The following is a 17446-nucleotide window of genomic DNA, read 5'->3' on the forward strand; positions in this document are numbered from 1 at the left end:
TCCGCATGGCCTTGCCTTCTGAAGTTGGCTATACTAACCCCGCGACATTCAAAGGGCCTTTTTTGTGATGGACGAATTTACTGCACCGCGCAGATTGCTCTTAGGCCCCGGTCCGAGCATGGTTCATCCCCGGGTGCTGCGTGCCATGGCGACTCCGATCGTGGGACATTTGGACCCGACTTTCCTGCGAGTGATGAATGACATCCAGTCCCTCTTGCGCCATGTCTTTGCGACCACCAATCGTTTTTCGATTGCGGTCTCTGGTACCGGGTCAGCTGGTATGGAGGCAGCGGTCGTCAACGTGGTGGAGCCGGGTGATGCCGTGATCGTAGGCATCAACGGGGTGTTCGGCACTCGGCTCGCAACGATCGTTGAACGTTGCGGAGGCAAGGCTATTCGTGTGGAGGTTCCTTGGGGCCAGATCATCGAACCGGACGCAATTTCGTCGATTCTCCAACGGTCGGGGCCGGTGAAGGCGGTTGCACTCGTCCACGCTGAAACCTCCACGGGTGCGTGGCAACCCATCGAACCGATCAGCGCGATCTGTCGCACATACGACGTCCTGCTCATAGTCGATGCGGTCACGTCGCTTGGCGGGGTCCCCGTAGAGGTCGATCAATGGGGCATCGATGTGTGTTACGGCGCCACGCAAAAGTGTCTCAGCTGCCCACCTGGCTTGGCGCCCTTGACCTTAAGCGAGCGCGCACTTTCTGTAATCAAGAATCGGCGTGCTCCCTGTCAAAGCTGGTATTTTGACCTAGCCCTGATCGCGGATTACTGGGCAGAGCATAGTCGGACCTATCATCACACCGCACCGATTTCTATGCTGTATGCCCTGCGGGAGGCCTTGCGTCTGATCAAAGAAGAAGGACTTCCTGCCAGGTTCGCCCGGCATGAATTGAACAGTCGCGCGCTGATGGCGGGACTGATCGCGCTCGGGTTGGAGCCGTTGCCTCCTCCTGATCACCGACTTCCGACGCTGATCTGTGTCACGGTTCCCACACCTATCAATGAAGCGAGCGTCCGATCTCAATTGCTCGAAACATCGGGCATAGAAATCGGCGGAGGCCTCGGGCATCTTAAGGGGAAAGTCTGGCGAATCGGATTGATGGGAGAATCGTCTACCGAAGCCAACGTGCTGACTTTCCTGAATGCATTGGAAGAGATCGGCATTCGAAACAAGTGGATTTCGACCCCAGGCATTGCACTGCAGGCGGCAGCGCATACCTATAGTGTAGGACGCTAGGTTGTGACGATTGCCATTCATCACGCTCGCCTCATCGATGGGACGGGAGCCGTTCACGACAGCACGACGCTGCTCGTGCGAGATACCAGAATCACGGCGGTCGGCCCAAGCAACGCTGTCACGATCCCGAAGGGGGCTATCCGTATCGACGGCCGCGGCCTCACGATTCTTCCGGGACTCATCGACTGCCATGTCCACCTCTGTTTGGGAGGCGAAGCAGATGTGGTCGCCACGCTGGAATCAGAACATCCGTCGTATACGTTGCTGAAATCGGCCAAGCATGCGAAAGCGACGATCGACGCAGGATTCACCACGGTGCGCGACGTAGGATCTCGGGATCATTCGATTTTTACCCTGAAACAGGCGATCGATTCTAGCCTTCTCCCTGGGCCGCGAATCGTTGGTGCAGGTCTTGCCATCTGCATGATCGGTGGTCATGCGCGGTTCATTGGACAAGAAGTCGAAGGAACCGAGCAAGTCAGGCAAGCTGTCGCTAACCAAGTTGCCGCCGGGGCGGGGGTCATCAAAATCATCGCTTCGGGAGGAGTGCTGACACCCGGCACCTCGCCGGATGAGGCGCAAATGACCACGCAGGAACTTGCGGCCGCAGTCGATGCCGCACGCCAAGCGGGAAAAAAAGTGGCGGCCCATGCCCACGGAGCCTCCGGGATGAAGAACGCGATTCACGCAGGTGTGCATTCGATCGAACATGCAACGTTGTTGGATGATGAATCTGGCGCACTCATGAAGCGGTATGGGGTCTACATGGTTCCTACCCTTTCAGCCCTGGCGACCACGGCAGCCTGCCGACCGAGTTGCGGCATTCCCGAGAGTGCGTTAGACAAAGCCAAGGCCATGACCAAGCGCCATCGGGCCAGTTTCAAACATGCGCACCAAAGCGGCATCTCCATCGCCATGGGGACCGATGCCGGAACACCGTTCAACTACCATGGAGACAATGCGCAGGAACTCGAGCGTATGGTGGCCTTCGGCATGACACCGATGGAAGCCATCGTCGCCTCGACTTCGACGGCGGCTCAATTGATCGGGATCCAGGACTCAGTCGGAACACTGACCAAGGGAATGGAGGCTGATCTTGTCATCCTGAAGGGAAATCCCCTTCGACGGATCGAGATGCTGCGAGACCGTGACAAGATTATGGGGGTGATGAAGGCCGGAAAATTCGTGTCAGGTCTGCTCGCCAAGTAACGCCATCACTCGATCGACATTTGTCACTGTGATGAATCGTCCGGTTTGGCGACTTGACGAAAGACTAAACAGTTCTAGCTGTCTCCCCCCTACACCTCCCCCTTGGAACGGAGTCGATCAGCGAATCTTCAATACTGCTCCGAATTCACGCCTCCACGCACGCACCAGGCGGGGAACGTGTAAGACGCATTGCCGCTGATCGAAAACTTCGATGGTGTTGATGTCGACCAATAGATGGTCGACTGGTGGCCAGAAAAGGCACTCGCTGAGACAGACGGCGACGCCATCGACTGATCCTGCACACTCTTGAGCTCCACCATCGAAGGCAACCGCCACCCAATTGTGCCCCCCGCCGTCTTGCTCGCACAGTAGCGAGTCGCATCGGTCCAGGTCCTGAGAGTGGCATCGGGCGTCTCTTCCCATACCAATCCTGTCTGCTTATCCAGAACCGCACCAGGGAAGGCTGCGACAAAGCGCGTGGCAGACGAGTTGGTGATACCCTTCGCAGGGTGAGATCGCTTGATTGATGACTCCCCGACGGGCGCTGTGATCTGACTCAGCCTGTCGATCATCACAGTCAGTTGATTGGCCAACGAAGTCTGAGTATTCGCCGAAGGGACCTCGGTCCCATAATTCATCAAGAGTCCACTGCCAGCGAGGACGACGCTTACGACCGCACCCGGCCATGTGTATCGCATGGTATTCATATAGCTCCCCTCCTCTGTTGAGGGTGGATCACCTCTGTTCTCGCGTACGTGATACCGAAATACTACCGGCTTGACGCTTGCTACGTAGAAATAGCAAATCCTGTGCTTTTCCCCCGCAACACGCTTCAAATTCTCTGACTGGCACAAGCATTGTGGAAAATCAGGTGGTTTCGCGCGTGCTCGCGGGACCAGAGCTGGCTGTTTTCAACCGACTGTATCGAATCGGTTGAATGGGAACCGATCCAGTGAATCTGATCTGATCCGATCCGATCCATACGGCATCCTCAGTATTCGAATCACGAATGGAGCAGGTGATTCACCGGCCTATGCAAAAAGTCACGGCTGTTAGGCCGTGGAGGAATAGGCGACAGCCGAGTCATGGGATGGGTGACGGTGAGGTACTGATGAGGAAATACTGAGTTGTGAGTCCTGCGGTTGAATCCTAAGGACTGAGCGCCAAGTCAAGTTGGAATGGCGAGATGGCGACGATACCCGGCGGTAATGATTGTTGCTCAGCGCCGGACTCGCCGACCCTGGCCGTGTCTCACAAGGGGATGGGTTGCTGGGAGAGGCTACCCAGCCTCTCCCAGCCTGGGACTTGCTCTATGTGCGCAGCAAGTCCTGTGCTGTCGTCGGCGCACACACTGAAATCCGATGAACAGCCTAATCACCGTGGAAATCATGCCGCTTCGCACGAACTCGCGCAGTCAGGTCTAGCCGACTTTGACCGACTGTATCGAAATCAGCTGAATGAAAACCTATGCTGGTACATCGGGATTGATTCATCTGAATGTGCGCACATCGCTAGAACGTTAAAAATGTACCGGCCTCATTCTCCGCACTAGGCAGCTCTACTTCATCCGGCATCGAACGAGACTATCGCCGTTCGTAGAACAGCTCCAGCGCCGACGCCACGCCTTGGACACGGCCTTTGCAGAAACCTTCATCCAGGCGAGCGCGGAGTGACCGGATTGCTCGTTCATCCCCCCGCTTGACTATCCCCTGAGAGACCATCATCTCCATGGCTACCTCGACGAGGCGTCGCTTCCGCTTATTCATGTCCTCCGTGACGAGGTCTTCCATGATTTCGGACGCCCGGGTCGTGACTATCGGCTCCAGGAATGAATCATAGCCCTGTGCTTGGATTGTCCGTTCTCGAATCACCTTCAATTCCTCGCGCACCCGTGCGACATTCGGTATCAAGATCGCGAACACTTCCTTCCGGCCTTCATCGAACAACTTCTGCTCGATTTCATCGAGAATGAGGCCGGGATCAGCCGCCGCTGAGCGCGGCTCATCTCCCCAACTTAACCGATCGTAGCTCTTGCGCTTTTCTGGGTCACCGACGATCTCATAGGCGACGTTGATCTCGCGGATCCGTTCTTCGGCATCCGTCTTGTGAGGATTGCGGTCGGGATGGTGCTCAAATACCAGTTTGCGATAGGCCTTCTTGATCTCGTCGTCGGACGCCTCCCGTGAAACGCCCAGCACCTGATAGTAGTTCGATCGCGCCATGCGACGAACTATAGCATGGGGTCTCATCAGCTTCACCTTGACAGTAGCAGAGATCCTCCTTAGCCTTGCGCGCACTGTAGCGCCGACCACTGCGCTGACTGAAGAAATCTCGCAGACATAGATCGACAGCATGACTACTCTCTCTTGGCGATCCGGGGTGACCAGCTATCAGTGGTTGGTCTTATTCGTCGCCTGGTTGGGATGGGTCTTTGATGCGATGGACGCGACAATTTACGCGATTGTCCTCCATCCGGCCCTCCACGATCTGTTGCATTCCGCAAGCGGTGGTCCTCCGACGACAGAGCAAATCGGATGGTACGGCGGGATCATCTTTTCCATCTTTCTCATCGGTTGGGCGATCGGCGGCATCACGTTCGGCGTGCTCGCCGATCGATTCGGACGCACGAAAGTCCTGATCGTTACAATCCTTATTTACGCCGTGTTCACCGGGGCCGCTGCATTGGCTGAGACCTGGTGGCATCTTGCACTATCCCGCTTTCTCACAGCACTCGGCATCGGCGGTGAATGGGCGGCAGGTGCCGCGATTGTGGCTGAGACGTGGCCGGAAGATAAGCGCGCCAAAGCGGCGGGTGTTCTCCAGTCAGCGTGGGCGGTGGGATTTTTTCTGGCTGCGACGATGAATCTCACATTGAAGGAAACCTATGGATGGCGCGGCTTGTTTGTGATCGGTATCGCTCCTGCGTTCGTTGCCCTCTTCGTCCGGTGGTGGGTCAAGGAACCGGAACGCTGGACCCATGCACATGAGGAGCACGCTATCCCATTGACGGCCATCTTTCATGGTGATTTACGGCGATCAACGTTGGTGGGAACCGCGCTTGCCTTTGTCGCGGTATTCGGTCTCTGGGGTTCCACAAATTGGGCGCCGACCCTTATTCGTGAGTTGCCGGACCTCAAGGGAGAGGATCCGGCGACGCTCACCAAATACGTCAGCTACGCCATAATGGCGTTGAACGCCGGGGCGATCTTTGGCTACCTGGGCTTCGGCCCACTTGCTGATCGCTTCGGGCGTCGACCGGTGTTCGCTCTGATGTGTTTGGGGAGTTTCATCATGTTACCGGTCACTTACCTGATACCATCGAGTTATAGCGGGATCTTGATGCTCCTACCGATCTTAGGATTCTTTAACAACGGGATTTTCAGCGGGTTTCCGATTTATCTCCCGGAATTGTATCCGACGAAGTTACGGGCAACCGGGGCCGGATTTTGCTTTAATGCAGGTCGCGTGCTGGCCTCGGCCTCGCCATTTCTCACGGGATGGCTGGTCACGACGCTCGGCTCCTTCAGCCGGGCGGCCAGCACCATCGCCCTTATCTATTTGATTGGACTGGTAGTTTTGCTCTTTGCCCAGGAAACCAAAGGTCGTCGTCTGCCCGACTAGAGTCTTTCCACCCTTGACTTTAGATTTTTCGAGTTTATTCTGAAACTTACGATGAACACACCCAATCAAACCCCAAGAGTCTTGACCCATGACGAGCGAAAAGCTGCAGAAGCGGCGTTTTCAGGTCGTCCATTCAATCCTGGTTGGTCGGAATCTGCGAGGAGAATCTATGACGGGCTGATCCAAGCGCTTCCGATTCTGCCAGATGATTCGACCTTGGCGCCTAGCGAAGCGATTCGAGAAGAGAAGGAAACGGTTCAAGCAGATCCCTCGCTGCCGACAGCGGAAGAACCAAAGCTCGAAAGTCCCGCAAGCTTAGGAAAAGCACCCGAGGTCAAGGCAGAAGGACCGGTGAATCAGTTGATCACGAATCGGCAAGAAGCTATTCAGTCTGGTTTCCTGATTGATGTGACAACGGATGCCCAAAAGCTGGGTATCAGTTTCCCGATTACCGTTACGAAGCCTCTGTGGGAAATGGGCATCGCCCCTTCTCAGGCGCTATCGGAGGAAGCCAAGTCCGGACGCCTGCGTGACGTATTGATGGCCTTCCGTATCCGTCTCGCCAGTCAAACCACACTCTCGCCGCTGATCGATTTTCCGGCGATGTTAGCGTTGCCGCCTGAAGGCGTGCCGCAGCCTGTGCCGCTTTTCGCATTCATTCAAGCGGACGAACAGAACCGACCGATGGCCACCCTGCTGCTGCCCAATGAGGTCTCAGCCTCGATCATTCCGACGAACTAGCGAGTCTTCCTAGGCCGGCGAGTTTAGTCGCCAAGTTCCTCTCTTCCGATTCCGTTTTGATCTCCCTGTTCAGGCCTGCATCGAGCAACCGGTCGAGGATCTTCCTAAATTGCGGGCCTGGTTTTAATCCCATTGCCTTCAGATCGGTACCCGTCAGAATCGGCTTCACATGCTAAAACGTGGTGAAGAAGGCCGACACCTGCCGCTTGATCGTTTCTCCTTTGCTCTTGGCCATGAGGGGCAACAGCGTTTCATCGGATAGTCCAGACAAGAGGTGGTACACTTCTGCCGGTTTGTGTGGTCGTTTCGATGCAAACCGACAAACCACGTTGGTAGAGCGCGGCTACTGGTATGGAGTACACGGCTCGAACTGATTCATGGTCTCTGCACGGCCACCATGAGCAGGTTACTGACAGAATCTCGGATCACTTCCATCAGTGGTCCTGGATAGAGTCCTAACATGAGAATGATCGAGGCAACGAATCCCAGAGAGAAAGCAGCCGTCCAGCCTGCCGTCTGGAGAGATTGGATAGGCAGTCCTTGAAGAGCGGTTGCCTGTGCCGGCTCTTCGTCGAACAACGTCACGATCAGTCGCAGATAGTAGTACAGGCTGACGACGCTGTTCCCGATCAGCGCCAGTACCAGCCACCACAGACCGGCGTCGACGCCAGCCGCAATTGCATAAAACTTCCCAATGAACCCCGCTGTCACCGGGATACCGGCCAAGGACAACAGGCTCAGCGCCAGCATGGCGGCGAGCCAGGGCCGCGTCCAAAACAACCCTTGATAGTCCTCGAAACGATTCTTGTCCCCTCCCTCGCTCGAATACACCGTCACCACGCCAAAGGCACCCAACGACATGGCACAGTATACGATGACATAAAAGGTGACTGCTTCGGCAGCGGGAGGACCACCAGCCAGCAGCGCGACCAGCACATAGCCAAAGTGGGCGATTGAGGAATAGGCCAGGAGCCGTTTCACATTCTGTTGTAAGAGCGCAAGGACATTCCCCGTGACCATTGACACAACCGCCAGGAGGCTGAACAGATGGACAACCGGAGGCAGTTCCAACACCCCAACCTCGGTGGCGAATCGGAGTAGCAATGCCACCACTGCTGCCTTGGAGACGGTTGCGATATAGGTCGTGATGGGAGTAGGCGCTCCCTGGTATACATCGGGAATCCACATATGAAACGGTGCGAGCCCGAGCTTCAAGGCGATCCCAATGAGAACCAGGATTAATCCTCCTAACCACAGTGCAGGAACGGACTGCGCCTGTTTCATGATTGCTCCCACACCGTGAAAGGTCATGGCACCGCTTTCGAAATACAGAAGCGCTAGACCGAACAGAAGGAGCGCGGACGCGGTGATGGACAACAGCAGGTATTTCACCGCGGCTTCGAGCGGATGGCGTCTCGTGCGTAAGTACCCGATCAGACTACAGAGGGACAGACCGAGGAGTTCGAACCCAAGAAAAAACGACACGAAATGCGCAGCCGTGGTTAGGACCAATCCCCCGAAGGTGGCCAGCAGGAGAAGCAAATAATATTCCTCCACACCTTCCTTCTCACGAAACTGGAAATTCAAGTATCGGTAAGATAATGCGATGATGACCATCGTGGCAGTCAGGACGAGTCCCATGTACAACAAGGCATGTCCATCCACGACCAGCAAGGTCGTCACGGCTCGTGGGGCCACCGTGGCCGCCCAGGGTAATGTTGCCAGCGTGAGGAGGCATGACACAAACGCGAAGATGGCGATGCGTGCATGGTGTCGCCGACAGGCAATCGCGAGCATGGTCACAAGGGAGAAGGCCCCAAGATCTAGGAGTGGTGAAAGGGCAATGAAGTCTTGGAGTGTCATGGGGCACTCCCTTGCGAGGTCCCAATGTGGGACGACAGCAGAGATCCTGATGGCGAGTGAGTCGGATTGGGTGACGCCACTACCGACTGTACAAGCTGTTCCATGACCGGCCTCGCGGTGGTCAATACTATCTTCGGGTAGAGACCAAGCCAGATCTGCAGGACTGCCATGAAGAGTAATGTCCCAAACGCGACATTCGACAGGTCCGGAGCCATACGGGCATCTCGTTGCTGGCCAAAGAATGTACGCTGCATCATGCCTAAAGAATAAATGGCTGCCATAACCATGCCGATGGATGCCAGAATGATCATGAACGGTTGAGCCGCATAGGATCCGAACAGGATGAGAAATTCACCGATGAAATTGGCCATGCCAGGCAACCCCAGTGATGCGCAGGCAAAGAAGAGCGCCATCGCGGCAAGGCGTGGCGTCACACTCCACAGTCCTCCCATCTGCCCCATCTCCCTCGTCTGGTAACGCTCCTGAAGCGCGCCAGCCAACAGGAAGAGGCCGCCGGTGCTCAACCCATGCGCCACCATCTGCATCACCGTTCCGTGCAGCGCCAACTCCGTCCCAGCAAAGGCACCGAGCAGGATGAATCCCATGTGGCTAATGCTGCTGTAGGCCACCAGTCGCTTGATATCCGTTTGTGCACAGGCCAACACCGCTCCATAGAGAATACTAAGCGCCCCAAGTCCCATGACTAAGGGAGCAACATCACTGATCACTTCCGGAAACATCGGGACCGTGAACCGCAGCAACCCATAGGCGCCGGTTTTAGCCAAGATCCCGGCGAGGATGATCGTTGCTCCGGTGGGCGCCTCTGTGTAGCTATCCGGCAGCCACGTATGGAAGGGAAGCGCCGGCAGCTTTACAAGAAACCCAATGAGAAATGCCAGCATCAACCACCTGGCCATCTCGCTGGATAGGGTCAGTCCCATCAGATCGGCATAGTCGAAACTCGGTCGTCCTGTCGCCTGTTGATGCAGGAGTGCGAGGGCCACAATCGCAACAAGCAGCACCAAGCTGCCTGCCTGCGTAAACAAGAAGAACTTGAATGAAGCGTGCCGGCGCTGTGCATGGCCCCAGATGATGATCAGGAGATACATGGGAACGAGCATGAGCTCCCAAAAGAAGAAAAACAGAAACAGATCGATAGCGAGAAACACCCCGATGACCCCACCAAGGGCCAGCAGGACGTTACAATGAAACAATCCGACCCGGTTCTGGATTTCTGTCCAGGAGGCAATGATGGCAACGACCCCAACGAAGGTCGTCAACAGAATGAGGATCACACTCAGCCCATCGAGGCCAAGATGCAGGCTGATGCCCCAGCGGGGAATCCAACTGACGTGACTTTCTACAAGCCATGCCCCATGGCCTGACGCCTGAAGCGAGAGACCTTGGCTCCCAAAGAAGGACGCCAGCAGAAAATCAACGGACATGGCACTGAGTGCGATCCAACGAGGAGCATGGCGCGACCACTGCTGCCCCATCCAGGCGAGGGGCGCCGCGAGAATTGGAATGAGTATGAGCAGCCAGAGGACCATCGCATTCACATTGCAAAGAGACCGATTAACATCAGTGTCCCAACGGCAATGGTGGCGGCATACCACCGGACATGCCCCGTCTGAGTGTGACTCATCCAGCCATGACAGGATGCAGCGCCAACGGCCAGCCACTCATACCCGCGATCGAGAATATCACCTGGATGTCTGGTCAAGGAGCACCATGGTCGCACAAACATGCGATCATACAGTCGATCGAACCCCCACCCTCCTTGCAGTAAGGTCACCGAAGGCCGATCCTTGGATTGATCTGACCATCGCGCAGTAAAGAGGGCGCCAGGCAGGAACAGAAGAGCGGCCAACCCAATCCCAAGCAGTGCCGCGACTGTGACGGCAATCTGTTCACGAGCTTCATTTGATTCATCCATTCCAGGAAGCAGCTCCATTGCTGGAAGCGCTTGCGACAAGTAGTCACTGAACAGGGTCACATTTCCAAGCGTGTGAGGCATCTCGAGAAAACCAACGGTGAGCGCAAGGAAGGCCAGTACCACCAGAGGTACACGCATGGCCAAACCTGGTTCGCCGGTCGGCTGCGTGCGGACCTCACCAAAAAACACTCGAAAGATCAGCCGGAAGCTGTAGAGGCCAGTCAGCAGCGCCCCGAATAAGGCACCAAACCAGATCCACCGATGGCTTAAGGGTGAGGACCAGGCAGACCACAAGATCCAGTCTTTGCTGTAAAACCCTGACGTAATGAGAGGAACGCCTGACATAGCCGCGGCCCCGATCAAGAATGTCCAAAAGGTCCAGGGCAGATGCCGCCGAAGTCCGCCCATCCGGAAAATGTCTTGTTCATGATGAAGGCTGTGGATGACTGATCCAGCTGCAAGGAAGAGCAAGGCTTTGAAGCACGAATGGGTCAGAAAATGAAAGAGCGCGGCTGACCAGGCGCCGACACCGAGCGCCAGAAACATATAGCCGATCTGGCTCATCGTCGAATACGCGAGCACCCGCTTGATGTCGTGTTGAACCAGCGCGCTCGTCGCAGCAAGCAGCAACGTGGCCAGGCCAAGCACCGCGATGATCTCTTGCACCAACGGGGCAAGCGTAAACAGATGATACATGCGGGCAATGAGGTAGACCCCTGCCGTCACCATCGTGGCCGCATGAATCAGCGCGCTCACCGGCGTGGGGCCGGCCATTGCGTCCGGCAACCACACTTGGAGCGGCAATTGCGCCGACTTCCCGACCGCCCCGATCAAGAAGAGCACCGCCACGATCATGGCAAGGTTTGACCCAACCGGCCACGCCTCTGTCGCAAGGCTCTGGACCTGTTGGATCGACAAGGTTTTGAATTGCGTGAAGAGGATAAATAGCCCGATGGCAAACGCAGTGTCTCCGATGCGAGTGACGATAAAGGCCTTCTGCGCGGCAGTGCCGTATTCTGGTTCGCGATACCAAAACCCGATCAAGAGGTAGCTGCAGAGTCCCACCCCTTCCCAGCCCAGATAGAGCAGAAGGAGATTGTCCGCCAGCACCAGCGTCAGCATGGCGGCCACGAACAGATTCATATAGGCAAAAAATCTGGCGTATCCCTCATCGTCTGCCATGTACTCGGCGGAGTACAGATGGATCAAAAAGCCGATGCCGGTGATCACCGCCACCATCAAGAGTGACAGCGCATCCAGGTACCAGGAAATGCCGACCGTCATCCCGGACGTATCGATCCAATTCCACAACGTTTGATGGTAAGACTCACGACCGGGAAAGATCGGGAGAAAATCCGCGGCGACAAGCGCAGTGGCCACGGCTGCTGCCCCCACTGAACCACAACCGACCCACGCAACCTGGTGCCGGGACAAACGCCCTCCGCACAGCGCCAACACCAGAAAACCGGCGAGCGGAAGCACTGGAATCAGCCAAATCAAGTTGATCATCTCGTCTCTCGTCGTACGTGAATCCCGCTAGAACACGTTTCGTGCCTCGAGTTTCCTGTTTCGAGACGGATAAAGCACACCATGAGACCAGAAACTCGAAACCAGAAACCCTTTGTCCTTCGATCGATCGTTCACATGCTCACCCTCTCATCTCGCAGAATGCATCGGCGTCCAATGTTCGAAACCGATGTGACAGCTGCAGCACGATCCCCAGTGCCACAGAGACCTCAGCCGCCGCCAGGGTGAGGATGAACAGGAACATGATCTCGCCATCGACTTGTCCCCAACGGGCTCCCCCGGCAATGAACGCGAGAGCGGCGGCGTTCAACATGATTTCGAGCGACAGGAGCATGTACAGGATGTTCCGACGACTCAATAAACCGATCAATCCAAGACCGAACAGCATGATGGCCAACACGAGTGCAGGCGTGCTCAACATCAACGAGATTCCTTTGGTATACGACGCCCCAAGTGATAGGCGCCGATCAGCCCAGGCAGCAACAACATGGAAGCCAATTCCACCCCAATAATATAGGGTCCATAGAGGGCGATAGAGATACCTTTCTGTCTCGTTTCCGTGGCAACAATCGCGGTATGGTCCCCAGCCGCAATGAGGTATCCCACTTCCCCCAGGAGGATCAGAGCCAGGATACTGGGTCCCACCCATGCGCCGGGCGTGAGCCAGGTCCGTTCCTGTTCAACCGCGAGCGGCCCCAACAGCATCACGACAAAAATGAAGAGCACCATGATGGCACCGCCGTAAATGATGATTTCGAGCGCCGCGGCAAACTGCGCGCCGAGCAAATAGAAAATCAGTGCCAACGCGATCAGCGCCACGACCAGGTAGAGGAGCGCGTGGACCGCATGCACATGCGTGATGACGCGCACCGTCGCAAGTAGAGTTACGGCGGCGGCGATGTAGAAAAGAATTTCCATAGTACAAGAGTGAGTGCTGAGCAAAACGAGGCTTCGTGCTCAGCACTTCTTCAGGGCATCAAACTTCTTACATCCACCGGTGGAAGCTCGTGTTCACCTTGCCCCTTGTCTTTGTCGCGTGTCTTCACGCCGGCCACTCGATAAAAGTTATAGTCGGGATACTTGCCGGTCCCGCTGATGAGGAGGTCTTCCTTCTCGTAGATCAGGTTCCGCCGTGCATATTCACTCTGTTCGAAATCCGGGATAAGTTGGATCGCATTGGTCGGACAGGCTTCCTCGCACATGCCACAATAGATGCACCGCGAAAAGTTGATCCGGAAGAAAGCAGGATAGCGACGTTCTTGAGCTTCTGGATTGTCCGCGGCCTGAAGCGCAATACAATCGACAGGACATGCCGCAGAGCAGAGGTAGCAGGCGACACAGCGCTCTTCTCCGTCTGGATCTCTGGTGAGGACGATCCGCCCCCGCCAGCGTGGGGGCAAATAGGGTCGCTCTTCTGGATACTGAACGGTGACCGGCTGCGTAAAGGTCCGTTTAAAGACGATCCATAACCCCACGACCAGATTACGGGCATATATCCATGTGCTCTTCATACGTACGGCAGCTCTACAAGTTCGATTTCTCTTCGCCCCAGACCCGATCCATCATGACTGCGGCATGGTGAGTTCCTGTTATCCGGCTCTCCACAACACCACTCCTCCGGTCACCAAGAGATTGATCAACGCGAGCGGCATCACAACCTTCCAGCCGAATGTCAGTAGCTGATCAAAGCGGAATCGTGGCCAGGTTGCCCGAATGAGGATGATCAGGACGATGAAGCCGGACATTTTCAAGGCAAACCACACCACCGGCGGCAACCAGGGTCCGTGCCAACCGCCAAAGAAGAGGATCACGGTCATGGCCGAGAGGAGAATGACACTGAGGTATTCGCCGACAAAAAACATCCCGAATTTCATCCCGCTGTACTCCGAGTGGTAGCCGGCGACCAGCTCGGCTTCAGCCTCGGGCATATCGAACGGGGTGCGATGCGCTTCAGCCAATCCCGCCATAAAGAACCCGAGAAACCCGAGAAATTGAGGAATCACGAACCATTGATGCCGTTGTGCGTCGACAATGTCACTCAGGTTGAATGATCCAGCCAAGAGCACCGCGCCCATCAGCGACAACCCCATGAAAACTTCGTAGCTCAATAACTGCGCGATCGCCCGAAGACTGCCGAGAAACGCGAATTTGTTGTTGGAGGCCCAGCCTCCAATAATGACACTGTAGGCGGCGAGGCTCGACATGGCCAGAAAGAACATGACGCCCATATTGAGATCGGCGACGACAAAGCGGGGAGCAATCGGCACTACGGCAAACGACATGAGTGCGGTGATCACCACGATGGCCGGCGTGATCACGAAGACCGCCTTATCGGCGAAAGGCGGAACCCAGTCTTCTTTCGTGAAGATCTTGATCATATCCGCCAGGGATTGCAGGCACCCGCCTGGCCCCAGACGGTTCGGGCCGTATCGTTCTTGCCAGACCCCTAGCAGTCGACGTTCGACCCAGATCAACATCCCAGCCAAGGTCAATCCACCACCAAGCATGACGGCGATGGTGAGCGCGGTGTGGCTCCAATCGATCATGCCACCCTCCGCCTTTGGTCGGTCTGGATCGCCTCAAACAGATCGACCTGAGTCGGCACGCTTACGCTGGGCATCTCAGACCCACTGAAGAGGCCTGCCGTACCCACCGGGGTAGAAGGATCGAGGCGCACAGCAAGCCGGTATGACGTCCCCTGCACCACCAGATCGATCGTACTCTGCTCCTCCAGGCTCAGCCGCCCTCCATCTGATGGATGCAAGGACAGGAACGGGTGGGACATCCGTTCGACGATCGCCGGAGAGCGATTACTGAGTTCGTCGCTCCCAAACACGGCGAACCGTGGAAGGAGCAACCATTGACGGGAGGCCGGCTGAAACGCACGTGGAATGGCAGTAAACCAACTGGGTGCCTTCGTCACGACTGGCTCAAGGAGCCGAACCCCCGGCATTTCCTCACGCAACGGTCCGCCGACTTCATCCTGATAGGTATTCACGGCCTGGATAGAATTCCAGCCGGGAGCCCAGAATTGGGAAATCAGCGGTGAGGGAAGCGGTCCTCTGTACCCCTCCATCGTAAATCCGAGCGGTGAATCTGGGTCGACAGGGGGGGACGGTTCGTGGATGGTCAGATGAGAGATCAGGGAGGTGCGCCCGCTACATCGCTCAGACTGCCTGGGAACTTTTTGACCCACCAGACGAAAACTTGCAGGGGGTGCGACCTCTCCGATTCGTTCCAGCTCAGGGGCAGCCGCCGCCGTTGCGGAAACCGCATCGTCGAGGTTGCGCCAGGTCGCTACTCCGGATCCGGTACCAGTCTCCTGTGAGGTTGCACGAGCAAGGTCGCTCAGCCACCGCCAACTCTCTTTGACATCATCGTCCGGGACAAACACCTGGTAGAACCGCTGGGCTCGCCCTTCTTGATTCACAAGGGTTCCGTCGGATTCCGGGCCTGTAGCGGCCGGAAGCAGCACGTCGGCTCGCGCCGTTGTGCGATGCTCAAGGGAATCGATCACAATGACTGTTTGGGCGGTATCCAAGAAGGCGTCGATCTTCACCTGCTCCGCGCGTCGATACAGGTCATTCTCCAGCACAATCACGGTATCGGCCTTTCCCTGACTGATCGTGTCGAACGCGTCATTCAGGCTTCTGCCACCGAGCAATGCGAGACCCGCACTATTACACTCCGGAAGAACGAAACTGAGCCGAGGCTGTTTTCCTTGTTGGTGCAAGGCCCAAGCAACATTGGCCGCCGCTTCTATCGTCGCCTGAGAGCCGCTTCCCGTACCGGTAATGATCAGCGGACGTTGGGCATGAGTGAGCGCCTCGGCAATGCGCTGAGCGAGGTTGCGGACGTCGTCGGTGAGATCCGAAACGATCGGCGCATCGGGTCCGATTTTTTCAGCCACCGCGAACCCCAGTCGTGCGACGTCCTCTGGCGCGGCGAAATAGCTGTCTGTTGCGTGCTCATGCAACCAAGTCCGCCGATGCCCGGCCATGAAGAGAGGTCCTCGTCGATTCTGCACCGCATTGCGCACTGCGGCCTCATCCCATCGGGGAATCTTCAACTCGTCGACCCGTTCCATTGGCTGTTGTCGGACTGATTGCAGAAGGGCCAGCGCTAATCGAGGCGCATTATTCAAGAGATCTTCGCCCAGGACGAAGACGGCGTCTGATTGTTCTGCATCGTGAATGGACGCGGAAGGCACCGGTCCGGTCCGAAGAATGGAGAGAATGCCGGACAGAAGCCGGTGTTCCTGTTCGTCAACGCCAAGAAAAAACTGTTGTGGTCCGACCAATGAGCGGAGCGCCGCATTTGCCTCGATTGAGGCACGGGGCGAACCAATGCCGACGATCCCACGGGCACGCTGTAAACGCTCTCCAATAATGTCGAGAACCTGAGACACTCCCTCCGGCTGCGCCGGCTTGGCCCGATCGAGTGCCGGCCGCATGAGGGCTCGCTTGATCCGCTTGTCGCTATTGACATACTCATATCCAAACCGCCCGCGATCGCACAAAAAGTACCCATTCACCTGGCTGTTAAACCGATTGGTGATCCGACGCAGCAGGCCAGATCGCTCGCCAGCGGTCGTATTGCAGCCAAGGCTGCAGTGTGGACAAATCGATTGGGCTGATTGCAAATCCCACTTCCGCGCATAGTGATGGAAGAAGGTTTTGTCGGTGAAGACTCCGGTTGGACAAACCTCCACAAGATTACCGCTGAATTCATTCTCTAAGGTGCCATCCTGTTCCCGACCAAAGTAGAGGGCGTCATGCGCCCCGAATACATTGAGATCTCGTCCACCGGCATAGTCTCGGTAATATCGTACGCAGCGGAAGCATTGGATACACCGATTCATTTCATGGCGAATGAATGGGCCGAGGGCCTGATTGCGATGTGTCCGTTTTGGGAAGCTGTACCGACGGTAGACATGTCCGGTCATGACCGTCATATCTTGCAAATGACACTCCCCTCCTTCGTCACACACAGGACAATCGTGCGGGTGATTGACCATCAGCCACTCTATGACCGACGCACGAAAGGCTTTGGCCTCTGGATCATCAATTGAGATGCGAGTGCCATTGGCTGCTGGCGTCATGCAAGACATCACCAGCCGACCAGACTGATCACGATCGTCTTTGAACTGTTTGACCGCGCACTGGCGGCACGCTCCAACTGACCCCATCGCCGGATGCCAGCAGAAATAGGGCACGTTCAGCCCATGCCCGAGGCATGCGGCGAGCACATTCTGCCGCTCATCGACCGTATACGACTTGTTATCGACGATAATGGTAGCCATA

Annotated in this window: 14 protein-coding genes; 4 read left to right on the top strand and 10 right to left on the bottom strand. The window is 56.4% G+C overall.

Annotated elements, in window-relative coordinates; translation table 11 throughout:
• Positions 1-67 precede the first annotated feature (67 nt).
• Positions 68-1246: an alanine--glyoxylate aminotransferase family protein gene (locus H8K03_02805; protein ID UVT22357.1), complete on the top strand. Its 1179-nt coding sequence runs from the start codon at positions 68-70 to the stop codon at positions 1244-1246.
• Between the two features lie 3 nt (positions 1247-1249).
• Positions 1250-2455, top strand: a complete 1206-nt coding sequence (locus H8K03_02810; GenBank protein UVT20868.1) for an amidohydrolase family protein — start codon at positions 1250-1252, stop codon at positions 2453-2455.
• Between the two features lie 128 nt (positions 2456-2583).
• Here H8K03_02810 and H8K03_02815 read toward each other — a convergent pair whose 3' ends face one another.
• Positions 2584-3162 (bottom strand): DUF1566 domain-containing protein, encoded by a 579-nt coding sequence (locus tag H8K03_02815; protein ID UVT20869.1) that lies wholly within the window; start codon positions 3160-3162, stop codon positions 2584-2586.
• 876 nt (positions 3163-4038) lie between these two features.
• Positions 4039-4677: a J domain-containing protein gene (locus H8K03_02820; protein UVT22358.1), complete on the bottom strand. Its 639-nt coding sequence runs from the start codon at positions 4675-4677 to the stop codon at positions 4039-4041.
• Positions 4678-4807: 130 nt separating this feature from the next.
• Between H8K03_02820 and H8K03_02825 the strand changes: the two genes are divergently transcribed.
• The gene (locus H8K03_02825) at positions 4808-6076 is read left to right on the top strand and encodes an MFS transporter (protein ID UVT20870.1); all 1269 of its coding nucleotides are present in this window, start codon (positions 4808-4810) and stop codon (positions 6074-6076) included.
• 51 nt (positions 6077-6127) lie between these two features.
• Positions 6128-6817 (top strand): hypothetical protein, encoded by a 690-nt coding sequence (locus H8K03_02830; protein ID UVT20871.1) that lies wholly within the window; start codon positions 6128-6130, stop codon positions 6815-6817.
• A 375-nt stretch (positions 6818-7192) separates the two neighbouring features.
• Here the strand turns inward: H8K03_02830 and H8K03_02835 are convergent, their stop codons facing one another.
• The 8 genes from H8K03_02835 to nuoG all read right to left on the bottom strand — a co-directional run bounded on the left by H8K03_02835 (position 7193) and on the right by nuoG (position 17445).
• Positions 7193-8680 (bottom strand): NADH-quinone oxidoreductase subunit N, encoded by a 1488-nt coding sequence (locus H8K03_02835; GenBank protein ID UVT20872.1) that lies wholly within the window; start codon positions 8678-8680, stop codon positions 7193-7195.
• A complete protein-coding gene (locus tag H8K03_02840; GenBank protein ID UVT20873.1) occupies positions 8677-10230 on the bottom strand; it encodes an NADH-quinone oxidoreductase subunit M in 1554 nt (517 codons plus the stop codon). The genes H8K03_02835 and H8K03_02840 overlap by 4 nt, the downstream gene beginning before the upstream one ends.
• A gap of 5 nt (positions 10231-10235) precedes the next feature.
• Positions 10236-12125 carry an NADH-quinone oxidoreductase subunit L gene (gene nuoL, locus H8K03_02845; protein ID UVT20874.1) on the bottom strand — a complete coding sequence of 630 codons (1890 nt, stop codon included), beginning with the start codon at positions 12123-12125 and terminating at the stop codon, positions 10236-10238.
• Positions 12126-12264: 139 nt separating this feature from the next.
• On the bottom strand, positions 12265-12564 hold the full coding sequence (nuoK, locus tag H8K03_02850; GenBank protein ID UVT20875.1) for an NADH-quinone oxidoreductase subunit NuoK: 300 nt from the start codon (positions 12562-12564) through the stop codon (positions 12265-12267).
• On the bottom strand, positions 12564-13061 hold the full coding sequence (gene nuoJ, locus H8K03_02855; protein UVT20876.1) for an NADH-quinone oxidoreductase subunit J: 498 nt from the start codon (positions 13059-13061) through the stop codon (positions 12564-12566). The genes nuoK and nuoJ overlap by 1 nt, the downstream gene beginning before the upstream one ends.
• A gap of 50 nt (positions 13062-13111) precedes the next feature.
• Positions 13112-13654, bottom strand: a complete 543-nt coding sequence (gene nuoI, locus H8K03_02860; protein UVT20877.1) for an NADH-quinone oxidoreductase subunit NuoI — start codon at positions 13652-13654, stop codon at positions 13112-13114.
• 78 nt (positions 13655-13732) lie between these two features.
• Positions 13733-14686 carry an NADH-quinone oxidoreductase subunit NuoH gene (gene nuoH / locus H8K03_02865; GenBank protein ID UVT22359.1) on the bottom strand — a complete coding sequence of 318 codons (954 nt, stop codon included), beginning with the start codon at positions 14684-14686 and terminating at the stop codon, positions 13733-13735.
• On the bottom strand, positions 14686-17445 hold the full coding sequence (gene nuoG / locus H8K03_02870) for an NADH-quinone oxidoreductase subunit NuoG (protein UVT20878.1): 2760 nt from the start codon (positions 17443-17445) through the stop codon (positions 14686-14688). The genes nuoH and nuoG overlap by 1 nt, the downstream gene beginning before the upstream one ends.
• Position 17446 lies beyond the last annotated feature (1 nt).

The organism is Nitrospira sp. (genome assembly GCA_024760545.1).
Lineage (GTDB): Bacteria > Nitrospirota > Nitrospiria > Nitrospirales > Nitrospiraceae > Nitrospira_D.

Excerpts from the sequence above, each read along its gene's own strand:
- nuoI (UVT20877.1), bottom strand. The coding sequence starts at position 13,654 with ATGAAGAGCACATGGATATATGCCCGTAATCTGGTCGTGGGGTTATGG.
- nuoJ (UVT20876.1), bottom strand. The coding sequence starts at position 13,061 with ATGGAAATTCTTTTCTACATCGCCGCCGCCGTAACTCTACTTGCGACG.
- H8K03_02815 (UVT20869.1), bottom strand. The coding sequence starts at position 3,162 with ATGAATACCATGCGATACACATGGCCGGGTGCGGTCGTAAGCGTCGTC.
- H8K03_02825 (UVT20870.1), top strand. The coding sequence starts at position 4,808 with ATGACTACTCTCTCTTGGCGATCCGGGGTGACCAGCTATCAGTGGTTG.
- nuoL (UVT20874.1), bottom strand. The coding sequence starts at position 12,125 with ATGATCAACTTGATTTGGCTGATTCCAGTGCTTCCGCTCGCCGGTTTT.
- H8K03_02805 (UVT22357.1), top strand. The coding sequence starts at position 68 with ATGGACGAATTTACTGCACCGCGCAGATTGCTCTTAGGCCCCGGTCCG.
- nuoG (UVT20878.1), bottom strand. The coding sequence starts at position 17,445 with ATGGCTACCATTATCGTCGATAACAAGTCGTATACGGTCGATGAGCGG.
- H8K03_02830 (UVT20871.1), top strand. The coding sequence starts at position 6,128 with ATGAACACACCCAATCAAACCCCAAGAGTCTTGACCCATGACGAGCGA.
- H8K03_02835 (UVT20872.1), bottom strand. The coding sequence starts at position 8,680 with ATGACACTCCAAGACTTCATTGCCCTTTCACCACTCCTAGATCTTGGG.
- H8K03_02820 (UVT22358.1), bottom strand. The coding sequence starts at position 4,677 with ATGGCGCGATCGAACTACTATCAGGTGCTGGGCGTTTCACGGGAGGCG.
- H8K03_02840 (UVT20873.1), bottom strand. The coding sequence starts at position 10,230 with ATGGTCCTCTGGCTGCTCATACTCATTCCAATTCTCGCGGCGCCCCTC.
- nuoK (UVT20875.1), bottom strand. The coding sequence starts at position 12,564 with ATGTTGAGCACGCCTGCACTCGTGTTGGCCATCATGCTGTTCGGTCTT.